The sequence below is a fragment of the Solirubrobacter deserti genome (genome assembly GCF_027587175.1).
GTDB classification, from domain to species: Bacteria; Actinomycetota; Thermoleophilia; order Solirubrobacterales; family Solirubrobacteraceae; genus Solirubrobacter; species Solirubrobacter deserti.
In genome coordinates, this window is sequence record NZ_JAPCID010000056.1 from 1 (window position 1) to 15,989 (window position 15,989).

A 15,989-nucleotide genomic window follows, 5' to 3' on the forward strand; every position below is an offset into this window, starting at 1 on the left:
CGCGGCGCGCGGGCGCCGGCGGCGCGCTAGGGCGCTTCGCCGGCCGGCGGCCGCTCGGCGCCCGCGCGGGCGAGCGTCGCCAGCGCCGCGGTGCCGACCAGCGTGGAGGCGCCGGCGAGCACCAGCACCATCCGGGCACGTCGCTCGGGCAGCGCGTCGCGGGCGCAGTAGGTGGCGCCGACGTCCACGAGGTCGGCGAAGGTCAGCGCCGCCACCCACGCCTGCAGCTCGCGCGCGTCCGCGCGCGCCAGCGCCCGCAGCGCCCCGCCCCCCAGCGCCACGTCGCGACCGCCCTGCGCGCGGACCATGACCTGCGTCCCGGGCCGCTTCGCGGCGCGCCCGATCCAGCTCGTCCGCGCCTCGTGCGGGCGCACGAGGTAGTTGAGACCGAACGCGGCATGGCTGACCGCCAGCGTCCCGGCGAGGATCCTGGGCACGTCCATGGCCGTTCACTGCCCGTCGGCGCCCGTGGGTACTCACGGCGCGACGCCGACCTTCGCGGCGCGAGTCGCCGTGGTGAGACGAGCGGTCAGGCGGCCGCGTAGAGCTCCGTGCGGTACGCGGCGTCGCGGGTCTTCTCGCGATACGCCTCCTGGATGCGCTCGATCAGCGGGTGGTGGGGATACGTGACCGGCCGTCCGTCGAAGGAACCGATGGGCACGACGCCCGCGCCCGAGCCGCACACGAAGGCGCCGTCGGCGGCGTGCAGCTCCATCGGCCACACATCGCGCTCCTCCGCGTCGATGCCCTGCTCGGCGGCGATCTCGAGCACGGTCCGGCGCGTGATGCCGGGCAGCGCGGCGCGCGTGGTGGGCGTGACGAGCGTGTCGCCCACGACGATGAACAGGTTCGCGCCCGTGCACTCGGCGACGGCGCCGAGCGAGTCGAGCATGACCGCGTCGTGGACGCCGAGCTCGCCCGCCTGCTGCTTGGCCACGATCGCGTCCAGGTAGTTCAAGGACTTGACGTGCGCGCCCAGCGACCGCGGCGCCTTGCGCACGATCGCGCTCGTGAAGAGCTTGATCGGGTCCGCGCCCAGGAACGGCGGGAACGGGTACGCGCTGACGATCAGCGACGGGACCGGGCACAGCCGCGGGTCGATGCCCGGGCCGCCGAAGCCGCGCGTGATGATCGGCCGCACGTGCGCGTCGCGCAGGTCCGAGCGCCGCACGACCTCGCCGATGATCGAGACGATCTCGTCGCCGTCGACCGGCATGGCGAGCCCTAACGAGCGGGCGCTGCGCGCGATCCGCGCCATGTGCAGCTCGGCGCGGAAGAGGCCACCATCGAACACCCGCATGCCTTCGAACACGCCGTCGCCGTACAGGAAGCCGTGATCGAAGATCGAGACGGACGCCTCGCTCAACGGCTTGTACTCGCCGTTGACGTACGCGACCAGTCCGGTGGTGTCGAAGCTCATGTACCTCTCCTCAGGAACGCCAGTATGCGCGGGTCAGGATGACCACCACGGGGATGATCTCGACACGACCCAGCCACATCAACACGGTGCAGATCAGCGTGGACAGATCGCTGAACGGCTCGAAGGAGCCGTACGGGCCGGCGAACCCGAACGCCGGGCCGACGTTGCCCAGGCACGCGGCGGCCGCCCCGAACGCCTCGAACGCGCTCAGCCCTTCTCCCGCCCGGCCCGAGTCGATCACGAGCCCCAAAGACCCGATCGCGAATACGAGCAGGTAGAGCAGCACGAACACGATCAGCGAGCGCAGCGCCTTCTCGTCCACGACGCGGTTGTTGGCCCGGATCGGGACGATCGCCTCGCGGTGCACGGTCTGCTCGAGCTCGCGCCTGACGAGCTTGAACAGCAGCAGGTGGCGGATGATCTTGATGCCGCCGCCCGTCGACCCGGCCGACGCGCCGGAGAACATCAGCAGCAGCAGCGTGACGGTCGCGATCGGCCCCCACTGCGCGTAGTCGGCCGTGGCGAAGCCGGTCGTGGTGAGGATCGCGGTCGCCTGGAAGAGCGAGTGGCGCACGCCCGCCTCGCCGCTCTCGTAGCCGCCGCCGATGACCTCGACGCCGATCAGGATCGAACCCAGCAGGATCAGGATCAGGTACAGCCGCAGCTCCTCGTCGCGGGCGAGCACGTCGAAGCGCCGCTGCACCAGCACCCGGTACAGGCGCAGGAAGTTGATGCCGGCGATGATCATGAACACCAGCAGCACGTATTGCGTCACGGGCGAGAACGCCGCCACCGAGATCGTCCTCGTGCTGAAGCCGCCGAGCGCGACCACCGACAGCGCGTGCCCGACGGCGTCGAAGAACGTCATCTCGTCGTCGATGCCGCTGACGCCGAGGAACCCGAGCACGAGGATCGCGATCAGCGTCAGGATCACGTACAGCCGCCACAGCCGGCGCGCCGTCTCCCGGATCGTCTGGCCGAGCTTCTCGATCTCGGTCGGCCCGGCCAGCTCGGACTGCAGCAGCTGACGCCCACCGATCCGCAGCCGCGGCAGGATCGCGACCGCGAGCACGATGATGCCCATGCCGCCCAGCCAGTGACTGAGCTGGCGCCAGAACAGCATCGAGCGGTCCAGGTCCTCGATCGTCGGCACGAGCGTCGCGCCCGTGGCGGTGAAGCCGGACACGGCCTCGAAGTAGGCGTCGATCGGGCGTGAGAGCTGCGGCCCGCCGGCCAGGATGTACGGCAGGCAGCCGAAGATCGGGATCAGCAGCCACAGCAGCGCGACGACCAGGAAGCTCTCGCGCGGCGTCACGGCCGCGCCCTCCTTGTCGCCCGTGATCTGGTCGAGCGCGTAGCCCGCGACGCCCGTGATCACGCCGGCGAGGACGAACGCCCACCAGACGTTCTCGCCATAGCCGATCGCGACCAGCGTCGGCAGCAGGAATGCCGGAGCCATCCACTTCAACACACCACCGACGAGGTCGAGCGCCGCGCCGACCTCGATCCCGCTCTTGCGCTTCACAGGATGCGCTCGACCGTGGAGGCGCGGCGCGACTCCACGAACACGATCACGCGGTCGCCCGCGCGCAGGATGTCCTTCGAGTGGGGGATGATCGCGTCGCCGTTGCGGATGATCGCGCCGATCACCGAGCCGGTCTCCGGCATCTGGTCGAAGCGCATCCCGGCCAGCTCGGACTCGGCCCGCACGGTCAGGTCGAGGATCTCGAAGCGGTCGTCGTCGAGCATCGCGATCTGCCGGATGCGCGGGTCGTGGCCGAAGCGCACGAGCTCCTCCGCGATCACCTGACGCGGGTTGATGGCGACGTCCACCCCGCCGCGCTCGTACACGTGCAGCGACGTCTGGTCGTGCGCGAGCGCGATCGTCAGCTGCACGCCCTTGGACTTGGCCAGCACGGCGCTGAACAGGTTGCCGGGATCGTCGTTGAGCGCGAACACGGCCGCGGTCGTGTGGCCGATCCGTTCGCGCTCGAAGAACTCGGAGTCGAACGCGCTGGCGTTGAACACGCGGGCCTCCGGGATCTCCTCCGCCACCTCGCGCGCCCGTTCCAGGCGGCCCTCCACGAAGCGCACGCGGATGCCGCGGTCCAGCAGCACGTGCGCGATCGTCGTGCCCATCCGGCCGCCGCCGAAGATCACGATGTCGTCCACGCGCTGGCGCTCGTGCGAGATCACCCGGCTCCACTGGCGCGCCGCGTCCGGCGAGCCGATGACCACGATGCGGTCCCCGGCCAGGACCCGCTGCCCGCCGTCCGGCATGATCCGCTCGTCGCCGCGGATGATGCTCACGACCTTCGAGTCCACGGGCAGCTCCGCGTCGCGCAGCTTGCGGCCGACCACGCCGTTGCCCCCGGCACCGTCGGGCACGTCGAACTCGACCACCTGCACCTTGCCGTCGGCGAACACGTCCGTCTGACGTGCCGCCGGGATGCCGATCAGGCCGGAGATCGCGTTGGCGGTCTCCAGCTCGGAGGAGACCATGAAGTCCACGTCGATCTCGCGCTCGCGCCACGCGTCCAGGTACTCGACGCTGGTCGTACGCACGATCACGCGCGCGCCGCTGAGCTTCTTGACCAGCATCGCCGAGACGAGGTTCGCCTCCTCACGCGAGGTGGAGGCGATGAACAGGCTGCAGTTCTGGATGCCCGCCTCGCGGATCACCCGCTTGGTGGTGCCGTTGCCCTCGACGATGCGGACGTCGTAGCGGTCGGCGAGCCAGGTCAGCCGATCGGCGTTGGTGTCAATCACCGTGATCTCGTGCTCTTCGTAGAGCGCATCGACGATCGCTCTCCCCACGTGTCCGGCGCCCAGTACGACGATGCGCATCGGTCGGAGAGCGTAGGGCAAGTCGAGCCCTCAGGGGGCACGAGGGGCCCGCCTTGAGGTGGCGGGCCCCACAGTTCACGGCTCTATGGGGTGCTGGTGGAGAGCGTGAACGTCAGCGTCTTGCTGTACGTGCCCGTCCGGAGCGGCTCATTGGCCCCGACGGCTTGCTTGAACGTGACGGTCACCTTGTCGTTGGAGACCGGCGCGGTCCAGGCCGCCTTCGAGAACGAGACCTGCAGCGGCGCGGCCAGCGAGAACGCGCCGTTGGTCATGTGCCCGGGGTCGGCCACGGTCAGCGCCGCGTCACCCGCGGTGGAGATCACGTTCGCCTCGCTCGTGGTGGTGTACTCCTGCGCGGTGCCCGCCACGAACGGCGGGAACTGGGTGGGACCGGCCAGCGTCAGCGACAGCGTCGCCGGCACCCCGCCGCCCACGGTGTGCGGGAAGTCGGCGCTGTTGACCAGGTACGTGACGTCCTTGGTGGTCACATTCCCGGCCTTGTCGCGCGCGGTCACGCGGAAGGACTTGGTCCCGACGGTCCCGGTGTCCAGGTTCTCGGCGTCGGCGGTGCAGGACTCGACGCCCGAGTCCCCGTCGGCGCAGGCGAACTGCACGGCGACCATCGTGCCCTTCTTGTAGCCCTGGCCCTCGTTGGCCGAGGTGATCGTCGGGCCGTCGAGGTCCTGCGCGAACGACGCGGTCTGCGTCTGCGGGTTCGACAGATCCGGCGTGCGCACGCGCCGCATCAGGTCGTGGTCGAGGTCCCAGGTGATCAGGCCGCGGCGGATGTCGGACTGGTAGATCTTGCCGTTGTAGAAGTGCGTCGACCAGTCGCCCGCGGTCGGCTGGAAGTGCGTGCTGAACGGCTTCGGATCGGCGTAGGCGACCTCGGTCGCGGCCGCCGGGTTGGTGAAGTCGATGACCGAGATGCCCTTCTGGTAGTTGCCCGAGACCGCGTAGTAGCCCTTGTAGGTCGGCACGACGTTGAAGTTGTGCCACGTGCAGTTCTCGATCGCGCTCTGCGGCCGCGTGTGCGTCATGCGACCGAGCTCGGTGCCCGTCGCCGGGTCGAAGAAGAACAGCAGGTTGTCGTTGGGCGAGGTCGGGAGGTCGGCCTGGCAGCGCGGGTTGGTGCCGCCGCCCGGCTCCCAGCCGAAGATCAGGACCTTGCCGTCATAGGTGAACGAGCCCGAGTGCGCCGGGCCGTTGCCGATCTCCGGAACCTGACGCGAATACATCAGCGTCGGGTTGGCGATGCCGCCCGGCGACTCGGGCGTGCCGGCCTCGTCGGCGGGCTTGCTCGGGTCCCACTTGAACACGGAGAAGCCGTTGCCGCCCGCGCACATCGCCATGTTCAGCTGGCCCATGATCACGTTGTTGTCGTGGCACTGGCGGTTGGCGACCGCGCGCCGCAGGAAGACGGCGTCGGACGGGTCGTCGAGCTTGATGCGCACGATGTCCATGCCCGGGCAGTTGTTCTCCGAGCCGCCGACGTAGACGTAGAAGTAGCCGCGCGCGTCGTCGGGCACGCCGGTCGCCGTGTGGGCGCCGCAGCCGTTCGGGACGCCGGCCCCGTTGCCGGTCGTCGCCATCCGGACCTTGCGGACGTAGACCGGGTTCGCCGGGTCGGCGATGTTCCAGATGTGCAGACCCTGGAAGCCCGTCAGGCCCGGGTCGTTGACCGGCTCGTCCATGCACGTGGCGCCGGCCTGCGAGCCCGTCGCGCCGCTGTCCCAGGTGCGCACGAGGATGTTGCCGTGCACGATCACGTCGCCCTGGCCGGCCGTGTGCCGGCAGGCCTCGGTGTTGTAGAGCTGGGTCGGGTTCTTCGGGTCGGAGATGTCGATCACGCGGAACCCGCTCCAGTGGCCCTGGAAGGCGAGGTTGCCCTTGAAGGCGATGTCGGAGTTGATGTCGGCGAGGCTCGTGCCCGTGTGCAGCGGCGGAACCCGCTTGGAGTAGCCGAGCGGGGTCATGTTCGGCGTGTACTCGAACGACGCGACGGCCTCCTCGACCGGGTCGGCGGCGGCGTCGGCGCCCGTCATGGCGACGCTGGCGGCGACCTTGGAGCCCTCCACGGGCGCGCAGTCGGCGTCGTTGTTCATCGTCGGCAGCGAGCCACCCCAGCCGATGCTGCTGTTGTTGGCCGACAGGAAGGTCGCCGTGGACAGCGACCAGGTCTCCGCGCAGGGATGCGCGTGCGCCGTGGGCGCGCCGATCGCGAGCACGCCTAATACGCCGGCCAGGCCGGCGAAGCCCTTCAACCGCATACGGAGCCCCTCTCCTTGTCCGAGCCGGGCCCCTCATGGCCCGCTCACGAGCCAGTTAGCCAGGGTCCAGAAGGCGAGTCCACCGCACTCCCCGTTGAGATCCCTCAACGCTCAGGCAGCCACACAACGATGGATCTCCGTGGCTGTGCACTCCACACAAAATCTCGCCCGGACTGCACGTTCCGGTAGGTTCGCTGCCGGTGCGCCCGACCACGATGAACCGATGCTCTCGCGCGTCGCGCTCGCCCTCGTCCTCTGGTTGACGCTCGCGGGCACCGCCCACGGCGTGGTCATCGATGTCAACCGCCTCGACGACCGCAGCGGCGGCGTCTGCGTCCCCGGCGACTGCACGCTGCGCGAGGCGATCGCGTCCGCCGCATCGGGCGACACCGTGCGGCTCGGCGGCGGCCCGAACGTGGCCGTCCACGCCGTCGAGCAGGGCACGCTCGAGGTCGAGCGCTCGATCACGATCGAAGGCGCCGGCTCCGGGGTGACCAGCATCGACGGCTCGACCAATCCGCGGCGGATCCTGCGCGTCCGCCCCGGCGCCACCGTGACCCTGCGCGACCTCACTCTCCAGGGCGGGAGGACCGGCTTCGAAGGCTCCGATCCGCTGGCCGTCGACGGCGGCGGCGCGCTGCTCAACGAGGGCGAGACGACGGTGGAGCGGGTCGTCTTCAGCGGCAACGGCCACAGCGCCGCAGGCGCGGCGATCGCCAACCGCGGGACGCTCACGCTCACCGAGGTCGACGCCTACGGCAACCACGGCGGGTTCGGCGGCGCGCTGTTCGTGCACGGCGGCACCGTGACGATCAACCGCTCGACCCTGCGGGCCAACGAGGGCCCGAGCGGCGGCGGCGCCGTCTACATGCGGGGCGGGACGGTCGCGCTGACCAACACGACCGTGGCCGACAACGGCTCGTTCGGGCCGGCCGGCGGCATCCTCAACGCCGGCGGCGCGCTCTCGCTGCTGAACGTGACGATGACCGGCAACATCAACGGTTCCCTGCAGCGGGAGTCCGGCACCACCGCCGTGCGCAACACGATCCTCGCGCGCGGCCACAACGACGCGTGCGGCCCGAACGCGATCAGCTCCGACCTCGGCGGCAACCTCGACGAGGACGGCTCGTGCACCGAGGACCAGCAGCGCGTCGCCGGGCTGGCGCCGTTGGCCGACAACACCGGCGCGACGCCGACCGCGGCGCTGCTGTTCGACAGCGCCGCGATCGACGCGCCCTTGATCACGGGCTGCCCGGCCGTCGATCAGCGCGGCGTCCCCCGCTCCGGCGCGTGCGACATCGGCGCCTTCGAGGCGGTCAAGGTCGGGGTGCCGTCGGTGACGACGCTCGACATCGGCGACTCGCTGTTCGCGACCCTGGACCTGCAGGGCGAGGCGGGCGCGCTGTACTTCGAGTACGGCACCGTGCCCGGCGAGTACGAGCGGACCACCGGCCTCGGCACGGGCGTCGTCGACGGCGCGGTCACCCGCAGCGAGTCGCGGCCGCCCTTCGCGCCCGGGACGACGTACTACTACCGCGCGGTGGCGGCGAACGCGTCAGGCGAGGCGCGCGGCGCCGTCAAGTCCTTCATGACCGGGGCCGGGCCGCCGTCGATCGGCCAGCTTCAGGCGGTTGATGTCGGCGGAGACAGCATCACGGTGCGTTTCACGGTCGACCCGGGCGGCGAAGGTGCCGAGTACCAGGTGCTCGTCGACGGCGCCCCGATGCCGCCGACGCCGCTGCCGGGCCTGGGCGAGCGGGAGATCACGCGGACGATTCCCGGCCTGGACCCCGACACCATGCACCGGATCCAGATCGTGGTCACCGGGCCGGGGGGTTCCACGTCCGGCGACGACGGGATCATCGACCGGCGGACGCTGCGCACCTTCGCCGGCGTGCCGGGCGAGCCCCTCACGGTGAGCGACGTCGGCGTGCCCGTGCAGGGCTGCCCGACGTCGGCGCTGATCCACTGGGGTGACGGGTCGAGCTCCCCCACGACGGCCATCACCTGCGGCCCGGGCGAGGAGTTCACGCTCGACGCCGCGCACACCTACGCCGCTGGCGGGCGCCACCGGGTGCGGGTCGACTATGACCGCGGCCCGGACGCGCAGCTCGCGACCGTGGTCACGCCGACGGCGAACCGGCGCGTGCTGTCGGTCAACGTCGCGGGCCGCGGGCGCGTGACCGGAGGCGGGCTCGACTGCCCAGGCGTGTGCTCGGTCGAGCGGCCCGCGGGTGCGGTGACGCTCACGGCCACGCCGGGCGCGGGCGAGCAGTTCCACGGCTGGGCCGGCAGTTGCCAGGGCACCGGCGCGTGCGAGCTCACCCTGACGGAGGATGAGCGCGCCTTCGCGGACTTCAGCGGCACGGAGCTGCCGGCCGAGCCGCCGCAGCTCAGCGGCCTCAACGTGGTCGACGTCACCGACGCCTCCGCGCGCGTGGTCTTCGACGTCGACCCCAACGGCTCGCCCACGACCTACCGCGTGCTGTTGAACGGCGCCCAGGTGACCGGCGGCTTCGCCGGCGCGGGCGACGATCCGGCCGGCCTCACCTACACGCTCAACGGGCTCGATCCGGGTGAGGCGTACGACGTCGAGGTGCTCGTCAGCAGTGCGGACGGTGAGGACTCCGCCGCCACGATGTTCGAGACGGCGAACCGCACGAGCGGCGTCGCGGGCGAGCCGACGCCGCTCGTGATCACGGGCGTGGCCTCGTTCTGCCCCGGTGAGGCGATCGTCGACTGGGGCGACGACACCACCCCCACCGCGCACCCCTTCACGTGCACGGGCACCACGGGCGAGTGGGCGTACCGGCTGTCCGCCGCGCACACGTACGCCGAAGCGGGCCGCTACCGGATCGAGGTGGACATCGCCGACTTCACGGAGGTCGTGTACGCCGCGATCGCGGCGCGCCCCGACCCGGGAGTCACGCCCACGCCGACGGCGACCGCCACGCCGACGCCGACGCCGACGCCGAACGTGCCGGGCGCGCAGCCGACCCCGACGCCCACGCCCACCCCGACGCCCACACCGCAACCCGAGCCGGGCCGCGAGATCGTGGCCGCGCCGGCCGGCGGCACCGTGCTGGTGAAGGTGCCGGGCACGAACCGGTTCGTGGCGCTCACGGCCGGTCAGGAGCTCCCGTACGGCACGGAGATCGACACGCGCAAGGGCCGCGTGACGCTGACGTCGATCCCCAAGCCGGGCGCGCCGGCCGAGACCGCGGAGTTCTACGACGGCCTGTTCAGGCTCTCCTACGTCGGCGGGATCACGAACCTGACGCTCAGCGAGCCGCTCGCGCCCTGCCCGCGCAAGGGCCGCGCGGCGTCCGCGGCCCAGAAGAAGAAGGCCAAGTCGCGCAAGCTCTGGGGCAAGGGCAAGGGCGCGTTCCGCACCAGCGGGCGCTACAGCGCGGCGACCGTGCGCGGCACGACGTGGCTGGTGCAGGACACGTGCGCGGGGACGCTCACGCGCGTCACGCAGGGCGCGGTCGAGGTGCGGGCGGGGAAGAAGCGCGTGATCGTGCGCGCCGGCAAGCGGTACCTGGCCAAGCCGCGCTAGTCGGCGCGGTAGCCGCCGCCGTCCGGGAGGCGGCGGCGCACGAAGTCCGTCGGCGGCGAGCCCGAGAACTGCTGGAAGTCGCGGACCATGTGCGCCTGGTCGTAGTAGCCGCTCACCTGCGAGATCTCCGCCCAGCTCAGTGTCGTCGCGCTGAGCTCGACGGCGCGCGTGAAGCGCAGGATGCGGGCCAGCAGCTTGGGTGAGACGCCGACGTGGTCCTTGAAGCCGGCGTTGAGGTGACGGCGGCTGCACTGGAGCTCGTCGGTGAGCGTGCCGATCGAGACGGTGCCGCGGGTCGCGTGCAGGCGGGTGAGGGCGCGGGTGATGCTGGGGACGGGCGAGACGGCGTCGTCGAGGCGGGCGAGGAAGAAGGCGTCCAGGGCGGCGAAGCGCTGCTCGAAGTGGCGGGCGTCCGCGAGCTGCTCGTGCAGGAGCGGACCGTCGGCGCCGAGCAACGCGTCGAGCTCGACGACGCGTCCGGTGAGCTCGTGCATCGGCAGCCGCAGCAGCAGGTGCGCGCCGACCGGCGTGAGGTCGATCTGGACGCCGCGCTGGGCGCCGCTGGTCTCGGTGATCGCGTAGCGGTCGTGCAGGCCGGCGAAGAAGCCGTCGTGGTGGGTCTCCCACTCGCCTTCGGCGTCGCGGACGCGGATCGGCGCGCCCAGGTTCATGATCGCCACGACGCGGACGCCCGGCAGCTCGCGGCGCCGCACGAAGCTGCCGGTGCGCTCGTCGTAGTCGCAGTAGCGCAGGATGTACGGCGCCAAGCGAGGGTCCGGCGCGCCCAGGACCATCTCCCACCGGTCCAGCTCGGAGACGTGCCGGAGAACCCGCGTCATGCGCTCGGCGGTTGGTGCAGCCCGAAGGGCGAGCCCTGGTTGTCCTTGACGAACTTGAAGCGCCCAAACCGCTTGACGTTGTCCTCGGAGTCGTCGCCGAAGTCGTCCTGGACCTCGCCGCCAAGCTCGACTACGCGCTTGAGCGCCGCGTCCATGTCGTCGACGCGGAAGAACACGTACGGCCACGCGCCCTTGTCGCCCGGATGCATGCCGCCGGGCACGCCCGGCGTCGAGATCGCGAAGCCTTTCATCGTGGGGCCGGTCTCGAACGTCCAGCCGAACAGCTCGCCGTAGAAGTCGCGCGCCTTCTCCGCGTCGTCGACGCCGAGCTCGAAGAAGCTGATGGAGGTCATGGGCGGGACGGTACGGGGCGTCAGGCCGGCTGTCTTGGAGAAATGTGATCGGCGATGAACGCGCGCAGCGTGGTCGGCGTCGTCGTGGTCGCGTCGCGCGGCTGCTCGGGCGTGAAGCCTTCCCGCAGGCCGGTCGACATGCCCATCAGCGCGCTGATCTGCCGCTCGTTCATCCCCGCCTGCTGGAGGCCCGCGCGCATCGCCTCGTCCGGCACCCGCTCCGCCTTCACCGGCGTGCCGGTCGCTTCGCTCAGCAGGTGGGCGACGTCGTCCCAGCTCAGGTCTTCCGGGCCGTGCACCGCCTGCACGTGGCGGCCGGTCCAGTCGCGGTTGAGCAGCCGCCCCGTCGCGACCTCGGCGATGTCGCGCGGGTCCACCCAGGGCATCTTGAAGTCGGTCGGCAGGATGATCGGCAGCGCCCCCCGCTCGATGTCCTCGCGCTGGTGGAGCAGGTTGACGAAGAAGAAGCCGCAGCGCAGGTGCGTGATCGCGGGCGCGACCCGCTCGAGGCGCTGCTCGGTGGCCGCGAGCCCGTCGATCTCCCCCGCGCCGCCGCGCAGCTCGGCGCCGACGCTGCTCTGGAAGACCGTGCGGGCGATCCCGTTGCGCTCGATCGCGTGCGCGGCCACCTCCGCGTAGGCGGCATAGTCGGCGAGCGGGTCGGGCGACATGAAGCTCGCCGGCGTGACCCAGTAGAGCGCGTCGACGCCCTCCATGGCCGCGGCGACCGCGTCCCGGTCGGTGAGGTCGACCTGGACGGCGTCGACGTGGTCCGGATGGTCGAGCTTGGCGGGGTCGCGCACGAGCACGCGTGGGCGGACGCCGGCGCGGATCAGCATGGCGGTGACGTGGCGCCCGACGTTTCCGGTGGGTGTGGTGACGGCGATCACACCCGGGATGATTACTCGCCGCGCCGGAAGCCGCCCTCGCTGTGGATCGTCTGGCCCGTGATCCAGCGCCCGTCGTCGGAGACCAGGAACGCGATCAGCCGCGCCGCGTCGTCCGGCTCGCCCCAGCGGCCGGCGGGCATGTGCTCGGTCACCGCGTCCAGCAGCCCGGGCGTCGCCCACCCGGTGTCGGTCGGCCCGGGGTTGACGCAGTTGACCGTGATGCCGCGGTCGGCGAGCCCGTCCGCCAGGGAGAGTGTGATCGCCGCCAGCGCGCCCTTCGATGTCGCATAGGCGATCGCACCGGGCATCGGCCCTTGCCCTTGGCCGGACGTCAGCAGCACGATCCGCCCACCTTCGCGCCCGTCGTGCTGGGCCGCGAACGCCTGCGCCAGCAGCAGCGACGCGCGCGTGTTGACCGCCCAGTGCGCGTCGAGCATCTCGGCCGTGACGTCTTCGAGCGCGCCGTCCGGCCCGCTCGACGCGTGGTTGCAGACGAGGATGTCCACGTGCCCGAAGGCGGCGCGCGCGGCGTCGATCAACTGCGCGGGCGCGTCCGGCCGCGCGAGGTCGAACCCGGCGTGCGCCGTCTCCCCGCCGAGCTGCGCGATCACCGCTTCGATGCCGGCCGGGTCCGCGCCCCACGCCCGCTCGGCGTCGTGGGCCACGTGATGGTGCGCGAACACCTTTACGCCGGCCTCCGTGAGCCGGCGCGCGATCGCGAACCCGATGCCCGCGCGGCGGCTGACCCCCGTGACGAGCGCGACCTTCACCCAGCGGATGATCTCAGCTGGGGCCGCCGATCACCGGCAGGTCCTTGAGCCCCATCCTCGCCTCCTCCGGCGCGCTGACGACCGTGACCGGCACGCCCAGCTTGCGCGCCTCGGCCGGTAGGTCGGTGCGTAACCAGAGCGACCGGCGCGCCGGGAGTGTCGAGATCAGGACCTCGTCGTAGCGCTCCTCGGCGAGCGCGGCCTTGATCGAGGCGAGCGGATCGAGGCCGGTGACGCGGCCGTCGACGTGCGTCGCCCGGCTCCGTGTCTCCCCCGCCGCCGCCTTGCGGAGCGCGGTGAGCGCCTGCTCGAGCGTCCAGTCGGCGTTCTTGCTGCGCTTGACCTCGGGAATCAGCAGCGTGAACCCGGTCCGCTCGGCGGCGGCGCGCCGCTCGACCGCGGCCAGCAGATCGGGCGTCCCGGCCGTGCGGTTCGCGACGATCAGCACCCGGCGCATGGACCGACGCTACGCCCCCTGCGCAGCGTCGGTCAACCCTTCCTTCGCGGTCAACGGGTGAGGGCGGCCGCCGCGGACACGCGCGCCAGCTTGCGCGGGTTGCGGATGGAGTAGATGCGGCTCACGCGGCCGTTCTCGACCACGAGGCTGATCACCGTGTCCAGCGCTCCGTCGAGCTCGATCCGCGTCCCCGGCATGCCGTTGACGTGCATCGGGACGACGACCGCGTCCGGCACGAACGAGCGGAAGCGCGAGAGCAGGCGCGCGACCGTCTTGGGGCCGCGGATCGGCCGCAGCGCGGCGCCGACCTCGCCGCCGCCGTCGGCGACGATCACGACGTCCGGCGCCAGGACGTTCAGCAGCAGCTGGATGTCGCCGGACTCGATCGCGGTCATGAACTGCGCGACCACGCGTTCCTGCTCGGCGCGGTCCACCTCGATCCGCGGGCGCCGCGCGGCGACGTGCTCGCGCGCGCGGTGCGCGATCTGCCGGACCGCGGCCGGCGACTTCTCGACAGCGGCCGCGATGTCCTCGTACGGGAAGTCGAAGACCTCCTTGAGCACGAACACCGCGCGCTCGTGCGGCTTGAGCGTCTCCAGCACGGTGAGCATGGCGATGCTGACCGACTCCGCGAGCTCGACGTCCTCGGCGATGTCGGGCGTGGTCAGCAGCGGCTCGGGAAGCCACTCCCCCACGTAGTCCTCGCGCCGGCGCCGGAGCGTGCGCAGCCGGTTCAGGGCCTGGCGGGTGACGATCCGGACCAGGTAGGCGCGCGGGTCGACGATCTCGTCGCGGTCGATCGGCTCCCACCGCAGCCACGTCTCCTGCACGACGTCCTCGGCGTCCGCCGCCGAGCCGAGCATCTCGTAGGCGACCGTGAACAGCAGGCTGCGGTGGGTGACGAACGGATCGTCGGTCATGCGACTGCCGGAGAGGCTACGGCGAGCGGCTTGAGCTCGCAGCGCGCCGCCAAGCCCGCGGCCTCGATCCCGACCGCGACGTTGGAGCGGCTGTAGAAGTTCGCCAGCGCGATGAACGAGGTGAGCTCGAGCAGGCCGGCCGGGCCGAGCGCCTTGAGCAGCGTGGCGGACAGCTCGTCGGTCACGGTGGGCGGCGTGTTCGTCATCGCCTCGGCGTACTCGAGCACGTCGCGCTCGAGCGGCGTGAACTTGTCCGAGCTGCGCCACACGGGCACCTCACGCGCCTTGGTGAGGTCCAGCCCCTTGTTGTTGGCCTCGAAGTAGCCGAGGTCCAGGCAGAAGCTGCACCCCACCTGGCTGGCCACCGCCATGTGCGCGAACGACTTCAGGTCCTGCGGGCATGCGTCCCACTTCTGCGTCTTGCGCCCCAGCCCGAACCCGAAGTTCAGGACCTTCTGGTTGTGCCACAGCACGCCGAGCGACTCGGGGACATCCCCGAGCATCTTGCGGGAGAAGCGCTTGACGATGGCGCCCTTGACGCCGGTGATCTCGGTCGGGGGGATGCGAACGGTGCTGGTCATGGCATCCAGACACCGCCCGCCTCCCCCGTGTGACAGAACTACTTGAGCGCGTCCACCTGCGCCTGGCTGGTGAGCACCGTGCCCGCGGGGACCCTCAGCCCGTCACGGAGCGTGAGGCCGGTCGCCGGCCCGGCGATGATCGCGCCATGCTCGATCGTGACGTCGTTGCCGACGGTCGCGCGGAACAGGATCGCGTCGTCGGCGATCGTCAGGCGGTCGCCGACCCTCAGCGGCCCGTGGAAGACGACGTTGTCGTCGGTGTCGAGGTTGGCGCCGATGCTCACGCTCGTGCCCTTGAGCGCGTGGAACGTGACGCGGTCCTCGATCTCCGCGTTCGCGCCGACGCTGATCGGCGAGCCCTCGTCGGCGCGGATCGACGTGCGCCGCCCGACCTTCGCGTTCGCACCGAGCCGGACGTCGCCCTCGATCCGCGCGCTCGGCTGGATGACGGCGCCGGCGCCGATCGTCGGGCGCTTGCCGGGGTTGAAGCTCGTCCTGGGCGAGCGGCTGATCCCGGTCACGGCCGTGTAGCCACTCTTCTCGTACAGGTGCGCGTACTCCTCGGCGAACTCGCGGTTGACCTCGAGCACGTCGCGCTGGAAGTCCGCGTCGCCCTCGGTCTTCTTGGGCAGCGCGTCCGCCTGCGCCTGCGTGGTGACCACCTGGCCGACGCCGACGAACCGGTCCTTCGGAACCTTGACGCCGTCGACGATCGCGCCGTGGCCGACGAACACGCCGTCGGCCAGCGTGGCGTTGACGATCCGGGCGCGGAAGCCGATGAACGTGAACTTGCCGATCCGGCTGTTGACCACCTCGGCCTGGTGCGCGAGGCTCGTGCGCGCGCCGGTGGCGGCGGTGCGCGCGCCGGGCTCGCCGGTGAGCGCGAGCACGGACACGTTGTCCTGCACGTTGGTGCGGTCCCCGAGCTGCACGTGGTGTCCCGGGTCGGCCCGGAGCGTCGTGTTGGCCGTGACGAACACGCCCTTGCCGACGCGGACGTCGCCGAAGCGCTCGGTCAGCGGGCTGATGAACGACCCGTTGACGACGACCGGCGCGGAGCTGCTCACTGGCTCGCCGGCGGTG

General features: G+C 71.5%; 13 protein-coding genes and 1 pseudogene. 1 reads left to right on the forward strand and 13 read right to left on the reverse strand.

Going from position 1 to position 15,989, the window contains the following annotated elements; translation table 11 throughout:
- Positions 1-26: 26 nt before the first annotated feature.
- The 5 genes and pseudogenes from OJ962_RS28055 to OJ962_RS34550 form a co-directional block, all read right to left on the reverse strand.
- Positions 27-437 carry a hypothetical protein gene (locus OJ962_RS28055; RefSeq protein ID WP_202957475.1) on the reverse strand — a complete coding sequence of 137 codons (411 nt, stop codon included), beginning with the start codon at positions 435-437 and terminating at the stop codon, positions 27-29.
- A 92-nt stretch (positions 438-529) separates the two neighbouring features.
- Entirely contained in the window at positions 530-1,420 is an 891-nt protein-coding gene (locus OJ962_RS28060; protein ID WP_202957476.1) for an aminotransferase class IV, read from the reverse strand.
- Between the two features lie 10 nt (positions 1,421-1,430).
- Positions 1,431-2,945, reverse strand: a complete 1,515-nt coding sequence (locus OJ962_RS28065) for a TrkH family potassium uptake protein (protein WP_270006757.1) — start codon at positions 2,943-2,945, stop codon at positions 1,431-1,433.
- Positions 2,942-4,267, reverse strand: coding sequence for a Trk system potassium transporter TrkA (gene trkA, locus OJ962_RS28070; RefSeq protein WP_202957477.1), 1,326 nt, complete (start codon positions 4,265-4,267; stop codon positions 2,942-2,944). The genes OJ962_RS28065 and trkA overlap by 4 nt, the downstream gene beginning before the upstream one ends.
- 1,829 nt (positions 4,268-6,096) lie before the next feature.
- Positions 6,097-6,537 (reverse strand): annotated as a pseudogene (locus tag OJ962_RS34550) (hypothetical protein); the annotation flags it as partial.
- 223 nt (positions 6,538-6,760) lie between these two features.
- Here OJ962_RS34550 and OJ962_RS28080 point away from each other — a divergent pair.
- Positions 6,761-10,096 (forward strand): choice-of-anchor Q domain-containing protein, encoded by a 3,336-nt coding sequence (locus OJ962_RS28080; RefSeq protein ID WP_202957479.1) that lies wholly within the window; start codon positions 6,761-6,763, stop codon positions 10,094-10,096.
- On the opposite strand, the gene OJ962_RS28085 is transcribed toward OJ962_RS28080, so the two are convergent.
- From OJ962_RS28085 to OJ962_RS28120, 8 genes are read right to left on the reverse strand one after another with little or no spacing between them, the layout of a single operon-like run.
- Positions 10,093-10,935, reverse strand: a complete 843-nt coding sequence (locus OJ962_RS28085; protein WP_202957480.1) for a helix-turn-helix domain-containing protein — start codon at positions 10,933-10,935, stop codon at positions 10,093-10,095. The genes OJ962_RS28080 and OJ962_RS28085 overlap by 4 nt on opposite strands.
- Positions 10,932-11,288 carry a VOC family protein gene (locus OJ962_RS28090; RefSeq protein WP_202957481.1) on the reverse strand — a complete coding sequence of 119 codons (357 nt, stop codon included), beginning with the start codon at positions 11,286-11,288 and terminating at the stop codon, positions 10,932-10,934. The genes OJ962_RS28085 and OJ962_RS28090 overlap by 4 nt, the downstream gene beginning before the upstream one ends.
- Before the next feature lie 20 nt (positions 11,289-11,308).
- Positions 11,309-12,178 (reverse strand): NmrA family NAD(P)-binding protein, encoded by an 870-nt coding sequence (locus OJ962_RS28095; RefSeq protein ID WP_202957482.1) that lies wholly within the window; start codon positions 12,176-12,178, stop codon positions 11,309-11,311.
- Positions 12,179-12,189: 11 nt separating this feature from the next.
- Complete coding sequence (locus OJ962_RS28100) at positions 12,190-12,948, reverse strand: SDR family oxidoreductase (protein WP_202957483.1); 759 nt, start codon at positions 12,946-12,948, stop codon at positions 12,190-12,192.
- Positions 12,949-12,961: 13 nt separating this feature from the next.
- Positions 12,962-13,405, reverse strand: a complete 444-nt coding sequence (locus OJ962_RS28105) for a hypothetical protein (RefSeq protein WP_202957484.1) — start codon at positions 13,403-13,405, stop codon at positions 12,962-12,964.
- Positions 13,406-13,455: 50 nt separating this feature from the next.
- The gene (locus tag OJ962_RS28110) at positions 13,456-14,325 is read right to left on the reverse strand and encodes an RNA polymerase sigma-70 factor (RefSeq protein ID WP_202957485.1); all 870 of its coding nucleotides are present in this window, start codon (positions 14,323-14,325) and stop codon (positions 13,456-13,458) included.
- Entirely contained in the window at positions 14,322-14,906 is a 585-nt protein-coding gene (locus OJ962_RS28115; RefSeq protein ID WP_202957486.1) for a carboxymuconolactone decarboxylase family protein, read from the reverse strand. Before OJ962_RS28115 ends, OJ962_RS28110 begins: the two co-directional genes overlap by 4 nt.
- Positions 14,907-14,944: 38 nt before the next feature.
- Positions 14,945-15,973, reverse strand: coding sequence for an LbetaH domain-containing protein (locus OJ962_RS28120; RefSeq protein WP_270006758.1), 1,029 nt, complete (start codon positions 15,971-15,973; stop codon positions 14,945-14,947).
- Positions 15,974-15,989: the final 16 nt, after the last annotated feature.

Bases quoted from the DNA above. Each gene is read 5' to 3' on its own strand.
- OJ962_RS28060 (WP_202957476.1), bottom strand. From the start codon at position 1,420: ATGAGCTTCGACACCACCGGACTGGTCGCGTACGTCAACGGCGAGTAC.
- trkA (WP_202957477.1), bottom strand. From the start codon at position 4,267: ATGCGCATCGTCGTACTGGGCGCCGGACACGTGGGGAGAGCGATCGTC.
- OJ962_RS28080 (WP_202957479.1), top strand. From the start codon at position 6,761: ATGCTCTCGCGCGTCGCGCTCGCCCTCGTCCTCTGGTTGACGCTCGCG.
- OJ962_RS28085 (WP_202957480.1), bottom strand. From the start codon at position 10,935: ATGACGCGGGTTCTCCGGCACGTCTCCGAGCTGGACCGGTGGGAGATG.
- OJ962_RS28090 (WP_202957481.1), bottom strand. From the start codon at position 11,288: ATGACCTCCATCAGCTTCTTCGAGCTCGGCGTCGACGACGCGGAGAAG.
- OJ962_RS28105 (WP_202957484.1), bottom strand. From the start codon at position 13,405: ATGCGCCGGGTGCTGATCGTCGCGAACCGCACGGCCGGGACGCCCGAT.
- OJ962_RS28110 (WP_202957485.1), bottom strand. From the start codon at position 14,325: ATGACCGACGATCCGTTCGTCACCCACCGCAGCCTGCTGTTCACGGTC.
- OJ962_RS28115 (WP_202957486.1), bottom strand. From the start codon at position 14,906: ATGACCAGCACCGTTCGCATCCCCCCGACCGAGATCACCGGCGTCAAG.